Origin of the sequence: Mycobacterium sp. RTGN5, assembly GCF_033804465.1 — a bacterium.
Taxonomy (GTDB): domain Bacteria; phylum Actinomycetota; class Actinomycetes; order Mycobacteriales; family Mycobacteriaceae; genus Mycobacterium.
The window spans coordinates 356,736-377,036 of sequence record NZ_JAPZLA010000001.1 but is presented as its reverse complement, the minus strand read 5'-3'; the positions used below and the strand labels follow the sequence as shown (position 1 = coordinate 377,036).

The window sequence follows — 20,301 nt, the reverse complement described above, 5'->3', positions numbered from 1 at the left end:
GAACATATGTTCGTGTCCGGCGGCGGTCAGGCGACCATCCTGCACGCTGATCTCGACTCGTTCTACGCGTCGGTCGAGCAGCGCGATGACCCCACGCTGCGCGGTCGTCCGGTGATCGTGGGCGGCGGTGTGGTGCTGGCCGCCAGTTACGAGGCCAAGGCTTACGGGGTGCGCACCGCGATGGGCGGTCACCAGGCCCGGCGGCTGTGCCCCACCGCGGTGGTCGTCGCACCGCGGATGTCGGCGTACAGCCAAGCCAGTGACGACGTCTTCGAGGTCTTCCGGGACACCACACCCCTGGTCGAGCCGCTGTCGGTGGACGAGGCCTTCCTCGACGTGGCCGGGCTGCAGCGGTTGTCGGGTGATCCGATCGAGATCGGGGCGCGCCTGCGCGAACAGGTGCGAGACCGGGTGGGGTTGCCCATCACGGTGGGCATCGCCCGCACCAAGTTCTTGGCCAAGGTCGCCAGCCAGGAAGCCAAGCCGGACGGTCTGCTGCTGGTGCGGCCGGACGCGGAGCTGGCGTTCCTGCATCCCCTGCCGGTGCGCCGGCTCTGGGGCGTGGGCCCCAAGACGGCCGACAAGCTGGGATCGCACGGCATCGAAACCGTCGCCCAGGTCGCCGAACTGTCCGAGTCGATGCTCGGCTCGATGGTCGGACCGGCGATGGGGCGGCAGCTGTATTGCCTGTCGCGCAATATCGACCGCCGCCGGGTCAACACCGCGCACCGCCGCCGTTCGGTGGGCGCCCAGCGTGCGCTGGGTCGTCAGCGCAGGACGCTCGCCGAGCTGGATGCCGTGGTGATCGGGCTCGTCGACAGGATCACCCGCCGGATGCGCTCGGCACAACGAACTGGCCGAACCGTGGTGTTGCGCTTACGTTTTGACGACTTCACCCGCGTCACCCGCTCGCACACCATGGCCAGAGCCACGGGGTCGACGGAACCGATCCTGGCCGCCGCGCGTGGTCTGGTCGCCGCTGCCGAGCCGCTGATCGCCGAGCGGGGCATCACGTTGATCGGGTTCGCGGTGTCCAATATCGACTCCGGCGGGGCTCAGCAGCTGGAGCTGCCATTGGCCGGCGGGCGCGCTGACATGGTGGACCTGGATGCGGCGGTCGATCAGGTGCGTCGCCGCTACGGCAATGGGGTGCTGATCCGGGGCGTGCTGGTAGGCCGTGATCCCGGATGGGAAATGCCGCAGCTGCCGGATTAGCCGGCAGGGTGCCACCCGCGCATCGCCGCATCCATCCGGTCGTCGCACAGCGCCTTGACGGGCAGCGGCTGCCGCCCCTCGTGGTGGCGCATGCCGTCGAGCAGCAGAGCTACGTACCGCCGCCACAGTTCGGGGTCGACGTGACCGGCCCATTCGCTGACGGTGCCCGCGAGCATGCCCAGGATCGGCATGTCGGTGGGCTCGGCATCCGGTCGCAGATAGCCGTCGTCACGGGCCCGTTCGACGAGTTTCGAGATCGGCGGCGTGAGGCGCAACCGCGCGCACTCGACGCCATGGCCGCCGTAGGCCGAGCTGTAGACCATCTCCCGCAGACCGCGGTCCCGTGCCGTCAATTCGCAGAGTTGCTCGACGAACCAGACGAAACCGTCCCACGAATTATCCTGCCGCAGAGCTGATTCCGCCAGGCAGACGACCTGGTCGATACCGTCTTCGAAAATCGCGTCGAGCAGTTCCTCTTTGGTGGCGAACCGCCGGTACACCGTGCCCACCCCGACGTTGGCGTGGTGGGCGACGTCGTTGAGCGTCGCTTCTAAACCGCGCACGGCGAATAGCTCACGCGCGGCTTCGATGATCCGCTGCCGGTTGCGCTCGGCGTCCTTGCGCAGCCCGCGGCACGGTTTGTCAACCACGCCGCCGAGTTTAGTGACCTGCCTTACGAAAACCAAGAACCGGATTGACTCTATCCACTTATCCCCTTAGATTGCCTAGCTAGGTCACCCCGCCGTCGCCCGACTTGCGGCCGTCACATCGTGGAAAGGCCTGAATGTGATTGCGGTACTTAAACGCATCTGGCTGCCCGCTCTGATGGTGGTGGCCGTCGTGGTCGGCGTCGCGAGCGTGAGCCAGTTTCGGTCGGTATTCGGCTCCGACGGCGCGGTGGTGACACCGGTGGGTTCGGACACCGCGGCCAAGTTCAATCCGAAAGTCGTCGTCTACGAAGTCTTCGGCTCGGCAGACAGCGCAGTCATCAACTACACCGATCTCAATGGCTTGCCGCAGCGGACGGGTGAAGTCAGTCTGCCGTGGTCCCTGCGGCTCGAGACGACGGTGCCGTCGGTCATGCCAAATCTGTTGGTGCAGGGGGACGGTCAATCGATCGGCTGTCGCGTCCTCGTCGACGACGAAGTCAAGGACGAAAGGACGGCCCAGGGAGTGAACGCCGCGACGTACTGCTTGGTGAAGGCGGCATGAGCGCCGCTTGCAAGCGAATAATTGAACCGGCATGCGAGACCCGAGCCTGCGAGGGCATCGCATGAGCACGCTCCTCGACGACGCTCCGCGCGACGCCGCCCCGCCGGCCCGGACCGTCAAACGCCCCGCGCTGCCACGATTCATCCGGATCTTCGCGATCCCGATCGTGCTGGCGTGGATCGCCCTGATCGGAATCCTGACCGGCACTGTGCCTCAGCTCGCCGAGGTGGGCAAGATGCGCGCGGTGTCGATGAGCCCCAACGACGCACCCTCACTCATCGCGATCAAACGTGTGGGTGAGGTGTTCGGCGAGTACAAGACCAGCAGCTCAGTGATGATCGTGCTCGAGGGTGACAAGCCCTTGGGTCCCGACGCGCACGCGTTCTACGACGAAATTGTTCGCGACCTGCGCGCCGACACCACGCACGTGCAGCATGTCCAGGACTTCTGGGGTGACACGCTCACGGCGGCCGGGGCCCAAAGTATCGACGGCAAGGCCTCTTACGTCCAGGTGTATATCAGCGGCGACCAGGGTGAGGCCTTAGCCAACGAATCTGTGGAAGCCGTACGACATCTCGTCGCCGATGCCCACGCGCCGCCCGGGGTCAAGGCCTATGTGGCGGGTCCATCGGCGACGACGACGGATCAGAACGCGGTCGGCGATGCCAGCATGGAGACGATCGAGGCGCTCACGTTCGGCGTCATCACCATCATGTTGCTGCTCATCTACCGATCTTTCGTCACGACGTTGATCACGCTGGGCATGGTGATCGTCGGCCTGTCCGCTTCAACAGGTGCCGTCGCCTTCCTCGGCTTTCACAACGTGTTCGGGCTGACCACGTTCGCGACGAATATGGTTGTGACACTGGCCATCGCGGCGGCCACCGACTATGCGATCTTCTTGATCGGTCGATATCAAGAGGCGCGGCGCAACGGCAAGGACCGCGAGTCGGCGTACTACGACATGTACCACGGCACGGCGCACGTGGTGCTGGCATCAGGGATGACCATCGCCGGTGCGACACTCTGCCTGCACTTCACCCGGTTGCCGTACTTCCAGACCATGGGCATTCCGCTGGCGGTCGGCATGACGGTCGTGGTCGCCGCCGCGCTGACGTTGGGACCCGCGGTCATCTCGATCGTCACCCGCTTCGGCAAAGTGCTGGAACCGAAGGGCAAGAGCAAGTCTCGCGGCTGGCGCCGAGTCGGTGCGGCGACTGTCCGCTGGCCCGGGGCCGTGTTGGTCTTCGCCATCGTGCTGTGCCTCGTGGGCCTGCTTGCGCTGCCCGGGTACCACACGACCTACAACGATCGCATCTACCTGCCCGCCGACATCCCGGCCAACGTCGGTCAGGCGGCCGCAGACCGGCACTTCTCCGAGGCCAAGATGAACCCGGAGTTGGTGCTGGTGGAGGCCGATCACGATCTGCGCAATCCCGCGGACTTCCTGGTGATCGACAAGATCGCCAAAGCCATGGCACGGGTGAGCGGCATCGCGCAGGTGACGACGATTACCCGGCCCGACGGTAAGCCGATCGAACATGCCTCGCTCGCCTACACGATGAGCCAGAGCGGTACCGGCCAGCTGCTGAACAACGACTATCAGCAGACGGTGTTGGAGAACACGCTCAAACAGGCCAATGACATGCAGGTGTCCATCGACTCGATGAGCCAGATGTACAGCATCACGCTGGAATTGGCCGCCGTGACGCGTCGGATGGCGGATAAGATGAAGGGCACGTCCGTTGACATCGCCGACGTTCGGGATCACCTCGCCGACTTTGATGACCAGTTCCGCCCGCTCCGCAACTACTTCTATTGGGAACCGCACTGTTTCGACATCCCGATGTGCTGGGCGCTGCGGTCGGTTTTCGACAGCCTCGACGGTATCGGCAAAATGTCGGACGACTTTCAGGACCTGGTGCCCGACATCGAGCATATGGCCGACTTGACGCCCCAGATGGCCGCGGTGCTGCCGGCGCAGATTCAGACGATGAAGAACCAGAAGCAAATGATGCTCAACCAGTATCAGGCGCAGAAGGCTCAGCAGGATCAGAACATGGCCCAGCAGGAGAACGCCACGGCGATGGGCAAGGCGTTCGACGCGGCGCACAACGACGACACGTTCTATCTGCCTCCGGAAGCGTTCGGAACGGCCGACTTCCAGCGCGGGATGAAGCTGTTCATCTCACCCGACGGTCACGCCGTGCGGTTCACGGTGAATCACCAGGGTGATCCACTGAGCGAGCAGGGCACGTCGCATATCGAACCGCTGCGCATCGCCGCCGTCGACGCCATCAAGGGCACGCCACTGGAGGGTTCGACGGTCTACGTGGGCGGCAGCGCCGCGATGAACAAGGACATGCAGCTGGGCGCCGACTACGACCTGCTCATCGCGGCGGTCGCATCGTTGATCCTGATCTTCCTGATCATGGTGGTGCTGACCCGTGCCATCGCTGCCGCGGCGGTCATCGTCGGCACGGTCGTGCTGAGCCTTGGTAGTGCCTTTGGTCTTTCGGTGTTGTTGTGGCAGCACCTGATCGGCATCCCACTGCACTGGATGGTGCTGCCGATGTCTGTCATCGTGCTGCTCGCGGTCGGTGCGGATTACAACCTGCTGCTGGTGTCCCGGATGAAGGAGGAATACCACGCCGGGCTCAAGACCGGCATCATCCGCTCGATGGCGGGCACCGGATCGGTGGTGACATCAGCAGGCCTGGTGTTCGCCTTCACCATGATCTCGATGGCGATCAGCGACATGATCGTCATCGGTCAGGTGGGGACGACGATCGGCCTCGGCCTGCTGTTCGACACGCTGGTGGTGCGTTCGCTGCTAACACCTTCGCTGGCAGCACTTCTCGGCCGCTGGTTCTGGTGGCCGCAACGGGTGCGACCGCGCCCGGTACCGCAGCCCTGGCCGAGCCGGGATCGCGCCCTGTCGCCGGTGGGCAATTAACTTGCTGCCCAGCTCACCAGCTTCTCGACGGGCCAGGTGGTGATGATCCGGTCGATCGGAACACCGCTGTCGAGCGCGCGCTGCGCACCATAGCCGAGGAAGTCCAGCTGGCCCGGCGCGTGGGCGTCGGTGTCGATCGAGAAGTCGCAGCCGATCTCCAACGCCAGCTTGAGCAGCCGGGTCGGCGGGTCACGGCGCTCGGGGCGCGAGTTGATCTCGACGGCGGTGTTGTTGTCTCGGCACGCGGTGAACACCTTCTCGGCGTCGAATTTCGATTCCGCCCGCGTGCCGCGGTTGCCCGTCACCAGTCGGCCGGTGCAGTGGCCTAGGACGTTGACCCGCGCGTCGGACACCGCGCGCACCATCCGCCGGGTCATCGCCGGTTCGTCCATCGCCAGTTTGGAGTGCACGCTGGCGACCACGATGTCGAGCCGTTCCAGCAGTTCAGGTTCCTGGTCGAGGGCGCCGTCGTCGAGGATGTCGACCTCGATTCCGGTGAGAATCCGAAACGGCGCCAGTTCCTCGCGCAGCTCGTCGATGACGTCGAGCTGCTGGCGCAGCCGGTCGGCGGACAGCCCGTTGGCGATGGTCAGCCGCGGTGAGTGGTCGGTGAGCGCGCAGTACTCGTGGCCCAACGCGGCGGCGGTGCAAAGCATCTCGTGGATCGGGGCCGATCCGTCCGACCAGTTCGAATGCAGGTGCAGGTCACCGCGCAATGCGGCCCGAATCTCACCGCCACCGAGGTCGGCTGCGCTGCTTCGCAATTCGACCAGCGAATCGGGCTCCTGGCCGGCCCAGGCCTGCGCGATCACCTTCGCGGTCTTCGGTCCGATACCGGGCAGCGACTGCCAGCTGTTGGCGCGGCCGTGCCGCTCGCGGCTCGGTTCGTCCAGGGCCTCGACGACATCGGCGGCCTTTCGGTAGGCCATCACCCGCCGGGAATCCTCGCGCGCCCGGTCTTTGTAGTACGCGATCTCGCGCAGCGCGGCCACCGGGTCCATGCCTCCAGTGTGCCCGGGTCGGCCGCACGAGTTGGCTTTACGCGGCCACCCCGGCTAACCTATTGAGAGTTTCTTCAATCCATCAAGTACTCAAATCGAGGATCGCCGTGCCCACCAGCTTTCCCGGCGGCACCGAGCGGCCGCTCTACGAAATCAAGTCGAACCTCTTCAAGGCCCTCGCCCACCCCGCCCGGATCCGCGTCCTGGAGATTCTGACGGCGAATTCCCAGCCCACCGCCGTCAGCGAGATCCTCGCCGCCACCGATATCGAGCCCACGCTCCTCTCCCAGCACCTGGCGGTCCTCAAACGCCACCACGTTGTTTCGGCCGAACGTGCTGGCAATGCGGTCTATTACGAGCTCGCTCATCCCTCGATCCGGGAGCTGCTCGTCACCGCCCGTAGCTTTCTGGCCGACACCCTGCGCGCGCGACACCAACAGCTCGCGGCCTTTGACGCACTGCCGCCGGTCGGAAATCCGCGGTGATCGCGAGGGCAGCCGGCCAGATCTCCCGGCTGCTGCCACGCCGCAGCGACTACGCCGACCTCCCACGATCCTGGCGACGCGACATCATCGCTGGGGTCACGGTCGGTGTGGTGGCCCTGCCGCTGGCGCTTGCGTTCGGGATCAGCTCCGGCGTCGGGGCGGCCGCGGGGTTGATCACGGCCGTGGTCGCCGGTCTGGTTGCCGCAGTGTTCGGCGGTTCACACGTCCAGGTGTCTGGACCGACCGGCGCGATGGCGGTGGTGCTTGCCCCGATCGTCGCCCAGCATGGCATCGGCAGCATCGCGCTCGTCACGGTATTGGCTGGGGTGATCGTGTTGGCTGCCGGCGTCATCGGCTTCGGTCGCGCGGTGACATTCATTCCGTGGCCCGTGATCGAGGGCTTCACCCTCGGCATTGCGGTCATCATCTTCCTGCAGCAGGTGCCGGCCGCATTCGGCGTCACAGGCCCAGCCGGGCAACGCACTCTGCCCGCGGCCTGGACGGTCATCTCCCACGCCGACTGGTCGTCGGCGTGGCGCACCCTGGGCGTCGTGGGCTTCATCACCGTGCTGATGGTGGGTCTGCCGCGGCTGCATCGCGGGATTCCCGAATCCTTGGCCGCGGTGGTCGCGGCCACGGTCATCGTGGTCGCCTTCCATCTTCCGGTGGGCACGATAGGGAACTTGCCATCACATCTGCCGGCGCCGGTCATGCCGCATGCCGACCCCGCCGCGCTGCGCACACTGATCAGCGCCGCGGTGGCGATCGCCGCGCTGGCCGCGATCGAATCACTGCTGTCGGCGCGCGTGGCGGCCACCATGTCGCCGACCGGTCCCTACGATCCCGACCGCGAGCTGGTCGGGCAGGGCCTGGCCTCGATGGCGTCTGGACTCTTCGGCGGCATGCCGGCCACCGGCGCAATCGCCCGCACCGCGGTCAATGTGCGGGCCGGGGCCCACACCAGGGTGGCGGCCATCGTGCACTCGCTGCTGTTGCTCGCGGTGGTGTATCTGGCCACCGGACCTGTCGCGGCAATTCCGTTGTCCGCCTTGGCCGGTGTACTCATGGTCACCTCGTTTCGGATGATCTCGGCAAGCACCATACGCAAGGTCGTTTGCTCGACCCGCTCGGACGCGTTGACATTCGTGCTGACTGCCGTCGTCACTGTGTGCTTCGACCTGATCGAGGCGGTAGAGATCGGCATCGTCGTCGCGGCGTTTTTCGCGCTGCGCACAGTGGCGCACCGCAGCAGCGTGGTCCGCGAGGACCTGCCCGGCCCGTATCAGCCCGGAGACGAGCGGATTGCATTGCTGCGGTTGGACGGCGCGATGTTCTTCGGAGCGGCCGAAAGGCTCTCGAGTTCGATCACCGCCTACCCGGACGTGTCGGTCGTCATCATCCGCATGTCACAGTTGGGAATGTTGGACGCCACCGGTGCCCACACCCTCGCCGAGATCGCGGAAGATCTTGAGTCGCGCGGCATTACCGTCATCATCAAGGGTGTCCAGCCCGAGCACATGGCCCTGTTGGCCAACATGGGCATCCTCGATGTCCTGCGCCACGAAAACCACCTGATCGATTCCCTCGATGACGCGATCGCCCACGCGCGCTCGCACGTCATCCCGGTCGTTTACCCGTAGACCGGCCTGGGTATTTGACCTCCCATGTCGACTATCCAGTGGGTCATCATGTACCTCTGTGTCGCCGCGCTCGTCGGCGCAGCAGCCATCGCATTCGCGGCTTGGTCACGCGGCCGCGAGACGCCGACGCGACACATCACTGTCGGTCCGGTGGTTCTGGCCGGTGCGGTGTGGCCGCTGCTCCTCGTCGGGGCTCTCCAGTGGCTGCTCGTACACGGGCTGGCCAAGACCATGCGGCCGCAACCCGAGCGCACCAGCGACGCGATTTACTACGGCCCGCTGCCGTCGACGTCGCGGAGCCCGGTCGACGTCGGCTAGAAGCTCCGGTCGCCGGATCGGACTACGATCGGCACAGTGCGATTCGCTTTCAAAACCTCACCGCAAAACACCACGTGGGCCGACATGCTGGCGGTCTGGCAGACCGCTGACGGGATCGACGTCTACCACTCCGGCTGGACGTTCGACCATTTCTATCCGATCTTCTCCGACTCGGCAGGACCGTGCCTGGAGGGCTGGTCCACGCTGACCGCGCTCGCGCAGGCGACCACCCGACTGCGGCTGGGCACCCTGGTCACCGGAATCCACTACCGGCACCCAGCCGTGCTGGCCAATATGGCGGCCGCCGTCGACATCATCTCGGGCGGACGCCTGGAGCTAGGCATCGGCGCCGGCTGGAACGAGGAAGAGTCCGGGGCCTACGGCATCGAGCTGGGCAGCATCAAGGAACGATTCGACCGCTTCGAAGAAGGCTGTCAGGTACTCATCGGCCTGCTCAGTCAGGACACCACCGATTTTGACGGTAAGTACTACCAGCTCAAGGCGGCGCGCAACGAACCCAAGGGCCCGCAGCGGCCGCACCCGCCGATCTGCATCGGCGGCAGTGGGGAAAAGCGCACGTTGCGCATCACCGCCAAGTACGCCCAGCACTGGAATTTCGTCGGCGGTACTCCCGAGGAGTTCGCCCACAAGCGGGACGTGCTGGCTTCCCATTGCGCGGACATCGGCCGGGACCCGGCGGAGATCATGCTGTCGGCGCACGTCCGGCTCGGCGAGGACCGCGACTACGCGAAGGTGGTCGACGAAGCCGCCGCGCTGGGTGCCGAAGGGCTCGATCTGGCGATCGTCTACATACCGACGCCGCACGATCCCGCGGTGCTGGAACCGCTCGCCGAGACTATCCGCGATTCGGGGCTCTAGATAACGGCTTGATAACGGCGGGCAAAGCCCAGACAGCGCCAGGGGCCGGCAAAATCCGTTGCTAGAACCCGTAATGCATGAGATCTGCGGGAGTGACCAGGCGTTCGTGCTTGGCCGGGAACTCGCGGCACTTCACGGGATGGCGGAAGAAGGACCAGGCTATACGCCGGACCCGCGTACGAGATATCGGGTTGAGGTACACAAGGATCACTCCTGTGGTCAAATCTCGGTCTTATCGGGTCGCGACTTTACCGCAGCACCCACTCCAGCAATTAGATACAGATCACACCGCAAACTGCAATAGGCGCGCCGGTAAATAATCGGATGATTCGCATGTGGCAGCAGTGACTAATGGGGTCTGAGCGACGTGGGTCGCTCAGCGTTGCGGGGCGGCCGTCGGCTTGATTGGTGCCGGCAGCGCGGATTGCCCCATCAGGTAGCGGTCGACGCCGGCGGCCGCGGCCCGGCCCTCGGCGATCGCCCACACAATCAGTGACTGGCCCCGGCCCATGTCACCGGCGACGAAGACACCCGGCACCGAGGTGGCGAAGTCGTTGTCGCGGGTGACGTTGCCACGGTCGTTGATTTCCACGCCCAGGTCGGTGAGCAGCCCCGGCCGTTCCGGCCCGACGAAGCCCATCGCCAGCAGCACCAGGTCGGCCTCGAGTTCGAAGTCGGTGTCTTCCACCCTCTCGAACTTGCCGTTCTTCATCTCCACTTCGTGGGCACGCAGGCCGGTGACCTTGCCCTCGCCGCCAACGAATTTCTCGGTGTTCACCGCGAACACCCGCTCGCCACCCTCTTCGTGAGCGGAGGCCACCCGGAACATCAGCGGGTACGTCGGCCACGGCGTCGAGTCGGCGCGGGTCTCTGGCGGCCGCGGCATGATCTCGAACTGATGGATGCTGGCCGCACCCTGCCGGTGAGCGGTGCCCAGGCAGTCAGCGCCGGTGTCGCCGCCACCGATGATGACGACCTTCTTATCCTTGGCGGTGATCGGCGGCTGACCGTCCTCGTCGACCACCGGATCACCCTGCTGGACCTTGTTGGCCCACGGCAGATACTCCATGGCCTGGTGGATGCCGTCTAACTCGCGACCGGGAACCGGCAGGTCGCGCCAATCGGTCGCACCACCGCTGAGCACCACGGCGTCGTAGTTCAGCCGCAGCTGCGCAACCGTGAGGTCGACGCCGACGTTGACCCCGGTGCGGAACTGCGTGCCCTCGGCCTCCATCTGCTCGAGCCGGCGGTCGATGTGGCGCTTCTCCATCTTGAACTCGGGGATGCCGTAGCGGAGTAGGCCGCCGATGCGGTCGGCCCGCTCGAAGACCGTCACCTGGTGCCCGGCCCTGGTCAGCTGCTGCGCGGCAGCCAAGCCCGCGGGACCCGACCCGACGACCGCGACCTTCTTGCCGGTCAACTTGTCCGGCATCATCGGCACGACCCAGCCCTCGGCGAAGGCATTGTCGATGATCTCGACCTCGACCTGCTTGATCGTCACCGGATCCTGGTTGATGCCCAGCACGCACGACGCTTCACACGGCGCGGGGCACAGCCTGCCGGTGAACTCGGGGAAGTTGTTCGTCGCGTGCAGCCGCTCAATCGAGTCGCGCCACCGGTCCCGGTAGACCAGGTCGTTCCACTCGGGAATCAGATTCCCCAGCGGGCAGCCGTTGTGGCAGAACGGGATACCGCAGTCCATACAGCGCGAAGCCTGGTCCCGCAGCGCGTCGTGGGAGAAGTCTTCGTAGACCTCGTTCCAGTCGCGTAGCCGCAGCGGGACCGGCCTGCGCTGCGGTGTCTCGCGGTGGGTGTGTTTGATGAAACCGCGCGGATCAGCCATTGGCCGCCGCCGCCGCCGCCATGATCGCGCTATCGACGTCATCGCCGTTGCGCTCGGCCTCGGCGATAGCGGTCAGAACCGACCGATAATCGCGTGGCATCACCTTCACGAAGTGCTTCAGTTGAGACTCCCAGTCCGACAAAATACGTTGTCCCACGGCCGAATCAGTGGCGTCGACGTGAGCGACGAGCATGTCGCGCAGCCACTCGATGTCATCTGCGTCCAGGCGCTCCAGCTCCACCATCTCGGTGTTGAGGTTGTCGCCGAGATGGCCATGCTGGTCGTAGACGTAGGCGATGCCGCCGGACATGCCCGCGGCGAAGTTGCGGCCGGTAGGTCCGAGGATCGCCACCTTCCCACCGGTCATGTACTCACAGCCGTGGTCGCCGACGCCTTCGACCACCGCGTGGGCGCCCGAGTTGCGCACCGCGAACCGCTCGCCGACCTGACCGCGCAGGAACGCCTGCCCGCTGGTCGCGCCGAACAGGATCACATTGCCCGCGATGATGTTGTCCTCGGCAACGAAGTCACTCGGGGCGTTCTCGGACGGCCGCACCACGATTCGGCCGCCGGACAGCCCCTTGCCGACGTAGTCGTTGGCATCTCCGCACACCCGCAGCGTGATGCCCTTGGGTACGAAGGCGCCGAAGCTATTGCCCGCCGACCCGTTGAACGTGATGTCGATGGTGCCGTCCGGAAGCCCTTGTCCTCCATGCGCTTTAGTGAGCTCATGGCCGAGCATGGTGCCGACGGTGCGGTTGACGTTGGCGATCGTGGTCGAGAAGCGCACCGGTGTGCCGGAATCGATCGCCTCGCGACTCTGTGCGATCAGCTGCTGGTCGAGCGCCTTGTCGAGGCCGTGGTCCTGGCGCGAACTGCAGTACAGGTCTTGGTTCATGAACGCCGAGTCGGGCTCGTGCAGCACCGGCGAGAGGTCCAGCTTGTGGGCCTTCCAGTGTTCCGCCGCCTGCGCGGTGTCAAGCGCACCAACCTGACCCACCATCTCGTTGACGGTGCGGAAACCCAACTGCGCCATCAGTTCCCGCACCTCCTCAGCGATGAAGAGGAAGAAGTTCTCGACGAACTCGGGCTTGCCGGTGAAGCGCTCGCGCAGCAGCGGATTCTGGGTGGCGACGCCAACCGGGCAGGTGTCGAGGTGACACACCCGCATCATGATGCAGCCCGCAACCACCAGCGGTGCCGTGGCGAAGCCGAACTCCTCGCCGCCGAGCAGCGCGGCGACGACGACGTCGCGGCCGGTTTTGAGCTGGCCGTCGACCTGCACGACGATGCGGTCGCGAAGTCCGTTGAGTAGCAACGTCTGTTGGGTCTCGGCCAGGCCGAGCTCCCACGGTGCGCCCGCGTGCTTCTGCGACGTGAGAGGCGTGGCACCGGTGCCGCCATCGTGACCGGAGATCAGCACGACGTCGGCGTGGGCCTTCGACACTCCGGCGGCGACGGTGCCGACACCGTTCTCGCTCACCAGCTTCACATGCACGCGGGCCTGCGGATTGGCGTTCTTCAGATCGTGGATCAGCTGGGCCAGATCCTCGATCGAATAGATGTCGTGGTGCGGCGGCGGCGAGATCAGGCCGACGCCAGGCGTGGAGTGCCGCACTTCAGCTACCCACGGGTAGACCTTGTTCCCCGGAAGCTGGCCGCCCTCACCAGGTTTCGCACCTTGCGCCATCTTGATCTGGATGTCGGTGCAGTTGGTCAGGTAGTGGCTGGTGACTCCGAAGCGGCCGGAAGCCACCTGCTTGATCGCGCTGCGGCGCCAGTCACCGTTGGCGTCGTGCTCGAAGCGGCTGGTGGCCTCGCCGCCCTCGCCCGAGTTGGACCGGCCACCGAGGCGGTTCATCGCGATTGCCAGCGTCTCGTGTGCTTCAGCGGAAATTGAGCCGTAACTCATTGCGCCGGTGGAGAATCGCTTCACGATTTCAGTGGCGGGCTCGACCTCATCCAAGGAAATGGGCGGCCGGACGGCATCATCACCTGTGCGGAACTTGAGTAATCCGCGCAGCGAGGCGAGCCGCTCGCTCTGGTCGTCGACCAGCTTGGTGTACTCCTTGAAGATCGAGTACTGGCCGGTGCGCGTGGCGTGCTGCAACTTGAACACCGTGTCCGGGTTGAACAGGTGGTATTCGCCTTCACGGCGCCACTGGTATTCGCCACCGACTTCGAGCTCGCGGTGCGCGCGCTCGTCGGGGCGATCCAGGTAAGCCAGGTTGTGACGGGCGGCGACGTCGGCGGCGATGTCCTCGAGGTCGATGCCACCGATCGGACACGACAGGCCGGTGAAGTAGTCGTCGAGCACCTGCTGGCTGATCCCGATCGCTTGGAACAGCTGGGCGCCCGTGTAAGAAGCCAGCGTCGAGATGCCCATCTTGGACATCACCTTCAGCACGCCCTTGCCTGCGGCCTTGACGTAATTGGCCTTGGCCTTATCGCTGCTGATATCGGCGATCACGCCGCGGTCGCACATGTCCTCGATGGACTCGAACGCCATGTACGGATTGATGGCCGCGGCACCGAAGCTGACCAGGGCGGCCATGTGGTGCACCTCGCGGGCGTCGCCGGCCTCCACGACGAGGCCGACGTGCGTACGGGTGCGGTCGCGCACCAGATGGTGGTGCACCGTAGAGACGCTCAGCAGCGACGGGATCGGAGCCAGCGACTCGTTGGACTCGCGGTCGGACAGCACGATGATGCGCGCGCCGTTGCGGATGGCCTGCGAGACCTTGGCGCGGACGTCGTCGAGCGCCTCCTTGAGCCCCTGCCCCCCCCGGGCGACCGGGTAGAGGCAGCGGATGACGGCGGCACGCAGGCCATGCTTATGGCCGCGGATCTCGTGGTCGGGATCGACGCACATCAGCTTCGACAAGTCGGCGTTGCGCAGGATCGGGTTGGGCAGAATGATCTGGCGACACGAGTCAGCGTTGGGGTTGAGCAGGTCACCCTCCGGGCCGACGGTCCCCTTCAGGCTGGTGACGACCTCCTCGCGGATGGCGTCCAGCGGCGGGTTGGTCACCTGGGCGAACAACTGCTGGAAGTAGTCGAACAACATGCGCGGACGCGCCGACAGCACGGCGACCGGCGTGTCGGTGCCCATCGAGCCGAGCGCCTCCGCTCCGGTGCGCGCCATGGGCGCGACCAGCAGGTTGAGCTCCTCGTAGGTGAAGCCGAAAGCCTGCTGCCGCAGCACCACGCGGTGGTGCGGCATGCGGACGTAGTCACCCGGCGGCAGGTCGTCGAGGTGGAACTGCCCCGCGTCGAGCCACTCCTGGTACGGCTCGGCCGCGGCGAGCTCGGCCTTGATCTCCTCGTCGGAGACGATGCGGCCCTGCGCCGTGTCCACCAGGAACATTCGGCCGGGTTGCAGGCGCATTTTGCGCACTACGGTCGACGGGTCGAGGTTCAGCACGCCGGCCTCGGACGCGAGGACGACGAGGCCGTCCTCGGTGACCCAGATCCGGGACGGACGCAGGCCGTTGCGGTCGAGGACGGCGCCGATCACGGTGCCATCGGTGAAGCACACTGCGGCGGGGCCGTCCCACGGCTCCATGAGCGACGAGTGATACGCGTAGAAGGCGCGACGCGCCGGATCCATCGACTCGTGGCGTTCCCACGCCTCGGGGATCATCATCAGCATCGCGTGAGCGAGGCTGCGGCCGCCAAGGTGGAGCAACTCGAGAACCTCGTCGAAGCGCGCGGTGTCCGATGCGCCCGGCGTACAGACCGGGAAAATTTTGTCGAGGTCCTGCACCGAACCGAACACGTCGCTGTTGATGAGCGCCTCGCGGGCCCGCATCCAGTTCTCGTTGCCGGTGACGGTGTTGATCTCGCCGTTGTGGGCGACCCGGCGGAATGGGTGCGCCAGCGGCCAGGACGGGAACGTGTTGGTCGAGAAGCGCGAGTGCACGATGCCCAGCGCGCTGGTAAGCCGCTCGTCCTGCAGGTCGAGGTAGAAAGCCTTGAGCTGCGGGGTGGTCAGCATGCCCTTGTAGGCGAAGGTTTGACCGGAAAGGCTTGGGAAGTACACGGTTTCGCGTCCGGGACCGTCCTGGCCCGGGCCCTTGGTGCCCAGTTCGTGCTCGGCACGCTTGCGCACCACGTAAGCACGGCGTTCTAGGTCGATCCCGGAGGCACCCCCGATGAACACCTGCCGGAAGGTCGGCATCGCATCGCGGGCCAGCGCACCGAGAGACGAATCGTCGGTCGGCACGTCGCGCCAGCCGAGCAGCGTCAGGCCTTCGGCCTCGATGATCTTGCCGACGGACTCGCATGCCGTTGCGGCGTCGCGCGACGACTGCGGCAGGAAGGCGATGCCGGTGGCGTAGCTGCCCTCCTCGGGCAAATCGAAGTCGACCACGGCGCGCAGGAAGGCGTCGGGAACCTGCAGCAGGATGCCCGCACCGTCGCCGGTGTTCGGCTCTGCGCCCTGGGCGCCGCGGTGCTCCATGTTCAGCAGCGCCGTGATGGCCTTGTCGACGATGTCGCGGCTGCGACGGCCGTGGATATCCGCGACCATGGCGACGCCGCACGAATCGTGCTCATAGGCGGGGTTGTACAGCCCGACACTCCTGGGCATTCGCACCTGACCCTTCACAAGCTTCTGTTGCGCGGTGGTTCGTCGACGTCACCGCGCCCCGCCAGGGATTCCTCCGTGCGTCTCTGAACGGGGCTCCACTGTGGTGTCAACAAGTTGTAAAACGATATGTCAAACCCCCGCTGACATGCCAACTTAGTCTAGGCTTACTTGGTTGCCCTCCCGTCTGACGCCAAGCGTCGGCCGCCGAGGGGACTTAGCTGCGGAATCCATTGTCACCGACCCATTTTGGGGATGTGATCGCCCGTATCGACACCCCGGCTTGGACGGGGTGCCCCGCGGAGGCCATTTTGCGCTGTTTGCTGAGGGCGTAGGCCGGTGCGGCTCCAGGTGCGGGATTCCTCACATCAGCAGTTGTCACTGCGACGGCGACCTGGGCCAAAGCCCGGCCTGGGACTTTGCGCAAACTCTGGTCGGATTCTTAGAGACCGTTGCCGCCGCCTCCTCGCCCAACCCGACATTTGGCCGCGGAAGTGCGAGTAAGTCCCGCCAAAACGTCGATTTCGAGCGAGCAGCGATACTGGACACGATGACCGACCGCGACGATCACCTGCGCGACCGCTCCGGGCCCCCGACCGAGCGGATCCCCCGCATCGTGCTGCCGCCGTCACCGCCCCCGCCCGTCCAGCGGCCCTATCCCCCGCTACAGGCTCCCCCGCCGCCACGCCCGGCCAAGCCCAAACCGACCCACGGCTGGCGACGCGGTGTCCATGCGGCGACGTTCGGGCTGGTGAATCCCGGCCCGTCGCGTCAGGAGCAGCGTCAGACGGCGATGGAGGCCATGGTGGCCGCCCCGCTGCGCGGCCACTACAAGATCGGGGTGCTGGGCAAGGGCGGTGTCGGTAAGACGACCGTCGCCGCCAGCGTCGGGTCCGTGCTGGCCGAGCTGCGACGCGGGGATCGGGTGGTGGCCGTCGACGCCGACACCGCGTTCGGCCGCCTCGGCAGCCGCATCGACCCACGGGCCGGCGGCTCCTACTGGGAGCTGGCCAAGAACAAGAACCTGCAGTCCTTCGCCGAGGTTCTGACCCGGATGGGCAGCAATTCGTCGGGGTTGTTTGTCCTGGCCGGCGAGAACGGCAGCCGCCGAGGGATTCTGGACCCGGCGATCTACCGCGAGGCCACCATGCGCCTGGACCGGCATTTCACGATCTCCATCGTCGACTGCGGTTCGACCATGGACGCGCCGGTTACTCAGGAAGCAATGCGCGACATGGATGCGCTGATCGTGGTGTCCTCACCATGGCCGGATGGCGCGTCGGCGGCCGCACAGACGATGGAATGGCTTGCCGCCCATGGCAAGACCGGGCTGATGCAGCGTTCGGTGATCGTGCTCAACGATTCCGACGGCCATGCGGACAAGCGCACCCGCGGGGTACTGGCCGACCAGTTCCGCTCCCGGCGCCAGGCGGTGGTGGAGGTGCCGTTCGATCCCGGTTTGCGCCCCGGCGGAGTGATCAACAACAGCGGCGAGATGTCGGGATCCACCCGGCGGGCCTTCGTCGAAGTGGCAGCCGTCATTTCCCAATTCTTTGCGACCACCCCCAACCGTGGACCCCAACCCCGCTAGGGTCGGCGGCCTCACTGTCGAGTCGGTCCTCGGCACCGGCGGCACGAGCACGGTCTACCTCGCCTGGAACGGGATTGACCATGTCGCGCTGAAGGTCTTCGAATCCGGCCACCCTTCGACCTCGGCCCTTGTCCATCCCCATATCGTTGCGGTGCTTGACCGTGGCCAGACGGATTCCGGAAAACCCTGGATCGCAATGCAATACGTACCCGGCGGTGACGCCGATACCGAGCTGCGGGCGGGGCGGATGCCCTCGGATCACGCGGTGCAGATCATCGCCGGCGTCGCCGAGGCACTGGACTACGCGCATACATGCGGTGTGCTGCACGGCGACGTCAAGCCATCGAATTTCCTCCTGGCAGAACAGGACCGGGCCCTGCTGGCCGACTTCGGTACGCCCCCGTTCGTCGAGAACGGGGAGGTGCTGGTGTCGGCGGCCTACGCGTCGCCGGAGATGTTGCGGGGCAAGGCGATCGACGGGCGTGCCGATGTCTATTCCTTGGGTTGCTCGCTGTTTCGGCTACTGACAGGCAAGCCGCCGTTCTTCGACGCCGTGTCCAAAGACGAGGTAGTGAACTGCCACCTACACCGTGATCCGCCGCGGCCCACTCAATTCGCACCATGGCTGCCTGCGGCGATGGATGACGTGGTCGCCAAGGCGATGGCCAAGGATCCGGACAAGCGCTATCAGAGTGCGCGCGCCCTAGCCACGGCGGCGGCCAACCTCAGAGGCTGATGGGCACATGCTTTTCCGCGCAGGCGACCGTCACCGCCGCGACAAGATCCTGGCTCCGCAGGGTCTCGAGGTCCTCGATCGTCACCGATCCGCGGCTGGTGCGGTTCTGGGCGGCCACCCTGGAGTCCCGTAACCGCTCGGCGCGCTCGACGACGTTGCGGGCGAACCGGCCGTTCTGCATGACGTCGACACCGTGGCTGCCGTCCGGGGCGAGGTAGGCCCGCAGCTTGCGACAGGCCGCGTTGAGGGCCTCCTGCGCGGCCGGCTCGATCACCGTGGCGCGCGGCTCGCCGTAGCGGATCGCGATCTGGACCAGTTCCTCGGGGCTGTAGGACTCGAACCGCAGCTTTCGGTTGAACCGCCCCGCCAAACCCGGGTTCACGGTGAGGAATTCGTCGACTTCCTTCTCGTAGCCTGCCCCGATGAAGCAGAAGTCGAAGCGGTGCACCTCCAGTGCGACCAGAAGCTGGTTCACCGCTTCCATGCCGATCATGTCCGGTCGCCCGTCGTGATGACGCTCCACCAGTGAGTAGAACTCGTCCATGAAGAGGATCCGGCCCAGCGAACGACTGATCAGCTCATTGGTTTTCGGGCCCGACGAACCGATGTGCTCCCCGCAGAAGTCGGCCCGCTTGACCTCGACGATCTCCGGATGCCGGACGATCCCCAGGCCCGCATAGATCTTGCCAAGTGCTTCGGCCGTCGTCGTCTTACCGGTACCGGGCGGGCCGACCAGCAGCATGTGGTTGGTCTGGTTGGTCACCGGCAAGCCGTGCGCCAGTCGCAGCGCGCGGACCTCGATCTGGTCTTCGAGCTCGGCGACCGCCCGCTTCACGTCGGCCAGTCCCACCTGATTGTTCAGCAGCGCACGGCCTTCGGCGAGCAACTCCACGCGACGCTCGGCGTTGCCCTCTTCGGCTCGCTCGTTCTCCGACTGCTCGGTGGTGGCGTCCCATTTGTTGGTCCGGCTGTTGATCGTGTCCTCATCGGTGACGACCAGCTGCAACCGTTGATCGGCCAGCGCCTGCTTGGCCGGCTCGATCAGCGCACCGTTGATGGTGGCCTTGGACAGCCAGATCTGCGCCTTGTCCTCTTCGTTGAGTTGACGGTGCGCCATACCCCGCACGTAGGCCAGATCGGCGGCAATGAGCGGGAATTCAAGCGGATCGATGGCAGTGACGGCGGTGTCCAGCAGGCTGTGTCTGCGAGCTTCGGTGCCGCGCTCAGACCGCAGTTCCACCCGGTCGGCCCAGTCCAGTGCCACCCGGGCCTGACCCAGATGTGCTGCAGCATGCGCGGCGAGCGCGTTGGTGGCCGCCGTGACCGCGGACATGATGATCGCCTGCGGCGGTAGCACCCGCGCCGCCTCGGCAATCACGTCGGGCCAGCGCTGAGTGGCGAACATGAGGTAGGCCCGCACGTACTGCTGCCACTGGTGGTTCTCCCACGTGTCCAGCAGTGCCGAATCTTCCAGCACCGCTTGGGCTTTCTCGAACTGCCCGTCGTCAATCAGGCCGCTGGCCAGTGCCATTCCGGCATGCGATGACTCGGTGACGTTGACCGACAGATACGGACCGGCCTTCATCGGCGCCGACAGTCGCACACCGAGCCGATTGGTCTCCCGGTGCAGACGCGTCCCGTAGGCATACAGCTGCTGCAGGGTGTCCAGCGCGTCATCGCCCGCGGCGATGCGGCCCAGCCAGGCATCGGCCATCGACGGGTCGATCCCGGTGGCGTCGCGGAAATGCCGAAGCGCGGTGGTCAGGTCGGAGTCCATCGCGGCCATCGCCTGGTCGAACTGCCTGCGGGCCGCTGCGGTGTCGGTGCTACTGGTCAC

General features: G+C 65.9%; 14 protein-coding genes. 9 read left to right on the top strand and 5 right to left on the bottom strand.

Annotation, left to right across the window (positions count from 1 at the left end):
- Nucleotides 1–6: 6 nt before the first annotated feature.
- Nucleotides 7–1,215 carry a DNA polymerase IV gene (gene dinB / locus SLQ31_RS01755; RefSeq protein WP_319429112.1) on the top strand — a complete coding sequence of 403 codons (1,209 nt, stop codon included), beginning with the start codon at nt 7–9 and terminating at the stop codon, nt 1,213–1,215.
- Here the strand turns inward: dinB and SLQ31_RS01750 are convergent.
- On the bottom strand, nt 1,212–1,865 hold the full coding sequence (locus tag SLQ31_RS01750; protein WP_319429110.1) for a TetR/AcrR family transcriptional regulator: 654 nt from the start codon (nt 1,863–1,865) through the stop codon (nt 1,212–1,214). The two genes, dinB and SLQ31_RS01750, sit on opposite strands and share 4 nt — an antisense overlap.
- Before the next feature lie 136 nt (nt 1,866–2,001).
- On the opposite strand from SLQ31_RS01750, the gene SLQ31_RS01745 reads away from it, so the two are divergent.
- Nucleotides 2,002–2,427: an MmpS family transport accessory protein gene (locus SLQ31_RS01745; RefSeq protein ID WP_319429108.1), complete on the top strand. Its 426-nt coding sequence runs from the start codon at nt 2,002–2,004 to the stop codon at nt 2,425–2,427.
- A gap of 61 nt (nt 2,428–2,488) precedes the next feature.
- Nucleotides 2,489–5,383 carry an MMPL family transporter gene (locus SLQ31_RS01740; RefSeq protein WP_319429106.1) on the top strand — a complete coding sequence of 965 codons (2,895 nt, stop codon included), beginning with the start codon at nt 2,489–2,491 and terminating at the stop codon, nt 5,381–5,383.
- Here the strand turns inward: SLQ31_RS01740 and SLQ31_RS01735 are convergent.
- Entirely contained in the window at nt 5,380–6,384 is a 1,005-nt protein-coding gene (locus tag SLQ31_RS01735) for a PHP domain-containing protein (RefSeq protein WP_319429104.1), read from the bottom strand. The genes SLQ31_RS01740 and SLQ31_RS01735 overlap by 4 nt on opposite strands.
- A gap of 107 nt (nt 6,385–6,491) precedes the next feature.
- Here SLQ31_RS01735 and SLQ31_RS01730 point away from each other — a divergent pair, with 107 nt between their 5' ends.
- The 4 genes from SLQ31_RS01730 to SLQ31_RS01715 are packed head-to-tail and all read left to right on the top strand — an operon-like array spanning nt 6,492 to nt 9,706.
- Nucleotides 6,492–6,869 carry a metalloregulator ArsR/SmtB family transcription factor gene (locus SLQ31_RS01730; RefSeq protein ID WP_319429102.1) on the top strand — a complete coding sequence of 126 codons (378 nt, stop codon included), beginning with the start codon at nt 6,492–6,494 and terminating at the stop codon, nt 6,867–6,869.
- On the top strand, nt 6,866–8,509 hold the full coding sequence (locus SLQ31_RS01725) for a SulP family inorganic anion transporter (RefSeq protein ID WP_319429100.1): 1,644 nt from the start codon (nt 6,866–6,868) through the stop codon (nt 8,507–8,509). Before SLQ31_RS01730 ends, SLQ31_RS01725 begins: the two co-directional genes overlap by 4 nt.
- A gap of 24 nt (nt 8,510–8,533) precedes the next feature.
- Nucleotides 8,534–8,827: a hypothetical protein gene (locus SLQ31_RS01720; RefSeq protein ID WP_319429099.1), complete on the top strand. Its 294-nt coding sequence runs from the start codon at nt 8,534–8,536 to the stop codon at nt 8,825–8,827.
- Between the two features lie 36 nt (nt 8,828–8,863).
- The gene (locus tag SLQ31_RS01715; protein WP_319429097.1) at nt 8,864–9,706 is read left to right on the top strand and encodes an LLM class F420-dependent oxidoreductase; all 843 of its coding nucleotides are present in this window, start codon (nt 8,864–8,866) and stop codon (nt 9,704–9,706) included.
- Nucleotides 9,707–10,082: 376 nt separating this feature from the next.
- Here the strand turns inward: SLQ31_RS01715 and SLQ31_RS01710 are convergent, their stop codons facing one another.
- Entirely contained in the window at nt 10,083–11,549 is a 1,467-nt protein-coding gene (locus SLQ31_RS01710) for a glutamate synthase subunit beta (RefSeq protein ID WP_319429095.1), read from the bottom strand.
- A complete protein-coding gene (gltB, locus tag SLQ31_RS01705) occupies nt 11,542–16,140 on the bottom strand; it encodes a glutamate synthase large subunit (protein WP_319429093.1) in 4,599 nt (1,532 codons plus the stop codon). The genes SLQ31_RS01710 and gltB overlap by 8 nt, the downstream gene beginning before the upstream one ends.
- A 547-nt stretch (nt 16,141–16,687) precedes the next feature.
- On the opposite strand from gltB, the gene SLQ31_RS01700 reads away from it, so the two are divergent.
- Both SLQ31_RS01700 and SLQ31_RS01695 read left to right on the top strand, forming a co-directional pair.
- Entirely contained in the window at nt 16,688–17,728 is a 1,041-nt protein-coding gene (locus tag SLQ31_RS01700; RefSeq protein WP_319429091.1) for a MinD/ParA family protein, read from the top strand.
- Nucleotides 17,709–18,464 carry a serine/threonine-protein kinase gene (locus SLQ31_RS01695; protein WP_319429089.1) on the top strand — a complete coding sequence of 252 codons (756 nt, stop codon included), beginning with the start codon at nt 17,709–17,711 and terminating at the stop codon, nt 18,462–18,464. The genes SLQ31_RS01700 and SLQ31_RS01695 overlap by 20 nt, the downstream gene beginning before the upstream one ends.
- Here the strand turns inward: SLQ31_RS01695 and eccA are convergent.
- The gene (eccA, locus tag SLQ31_RS01690) at nt 18,454–20,301 is read right to left on the bottom strand and encodes a type VII secretion AAA-ATPase EccA (RefSeq protein WP_413641494.1); all 1,848 of its coding nucleotides are present in this window, start codon (nt 20,299–20,301) and stop codon (nt 18,454–18,456) included. The genes SLQ31_RS01695 and eccA overlap by 11 nt on opposite strands.

Excerpts from the sequence above, each read along its gene's own strand:
- dinB (WP_319429112.1), top strand. The coding sequence starts at position 7 with ATGTTCGTGTCCGGCGGCGGTCAGGCGACCATCCTGCACGCTGATCTC.
- SLQ31_RS01740 (WP_319429106.1), top strand. The coding sequence starts at position 2,489 with ATGAGCACGCTCCTCGACGACGCTCCGCGCGACGCCGCCCCGCCGGCC.
- SLQ31_RS01735 (WP_319429104.1), bottom strand. The coding sequence starts at position 6,384 with ATGGACCCGGTGGCCGCGCTGCGCGAGATCGCGTACTACAAAGACCGG.
- SLQ31_RS01720 (WP_319429099.1), top strand. The coding sequence starts at position 8,534 with ATGTCGACTATCCAGTGGGTCATCATGTACCTCTGTGTCGCCGCGCTC.
- SLQ31_RS01710 (WP_319429095.1), bottom strand. The coding sequence starts at position 11,549 with ATGGCTGATCCGCGCGGTTTCATCAAACACACCCACCGCGAGACACCG.
- gltB (WP_319429093.1), bottom strand. The coding sequence starts at position 16,140 with ATGCCCAGGAGTGTCGGGCTGTACAACCCCGCCTATGAGCACGATTCG.
- SLQ31_RS01700 (WP_319429091.1), top strand. The coding sequence starts at position 16,688 with ATGACCGACCGCGACGATCACCTGCGCGACCGCTCCGGGCCCCCGACC.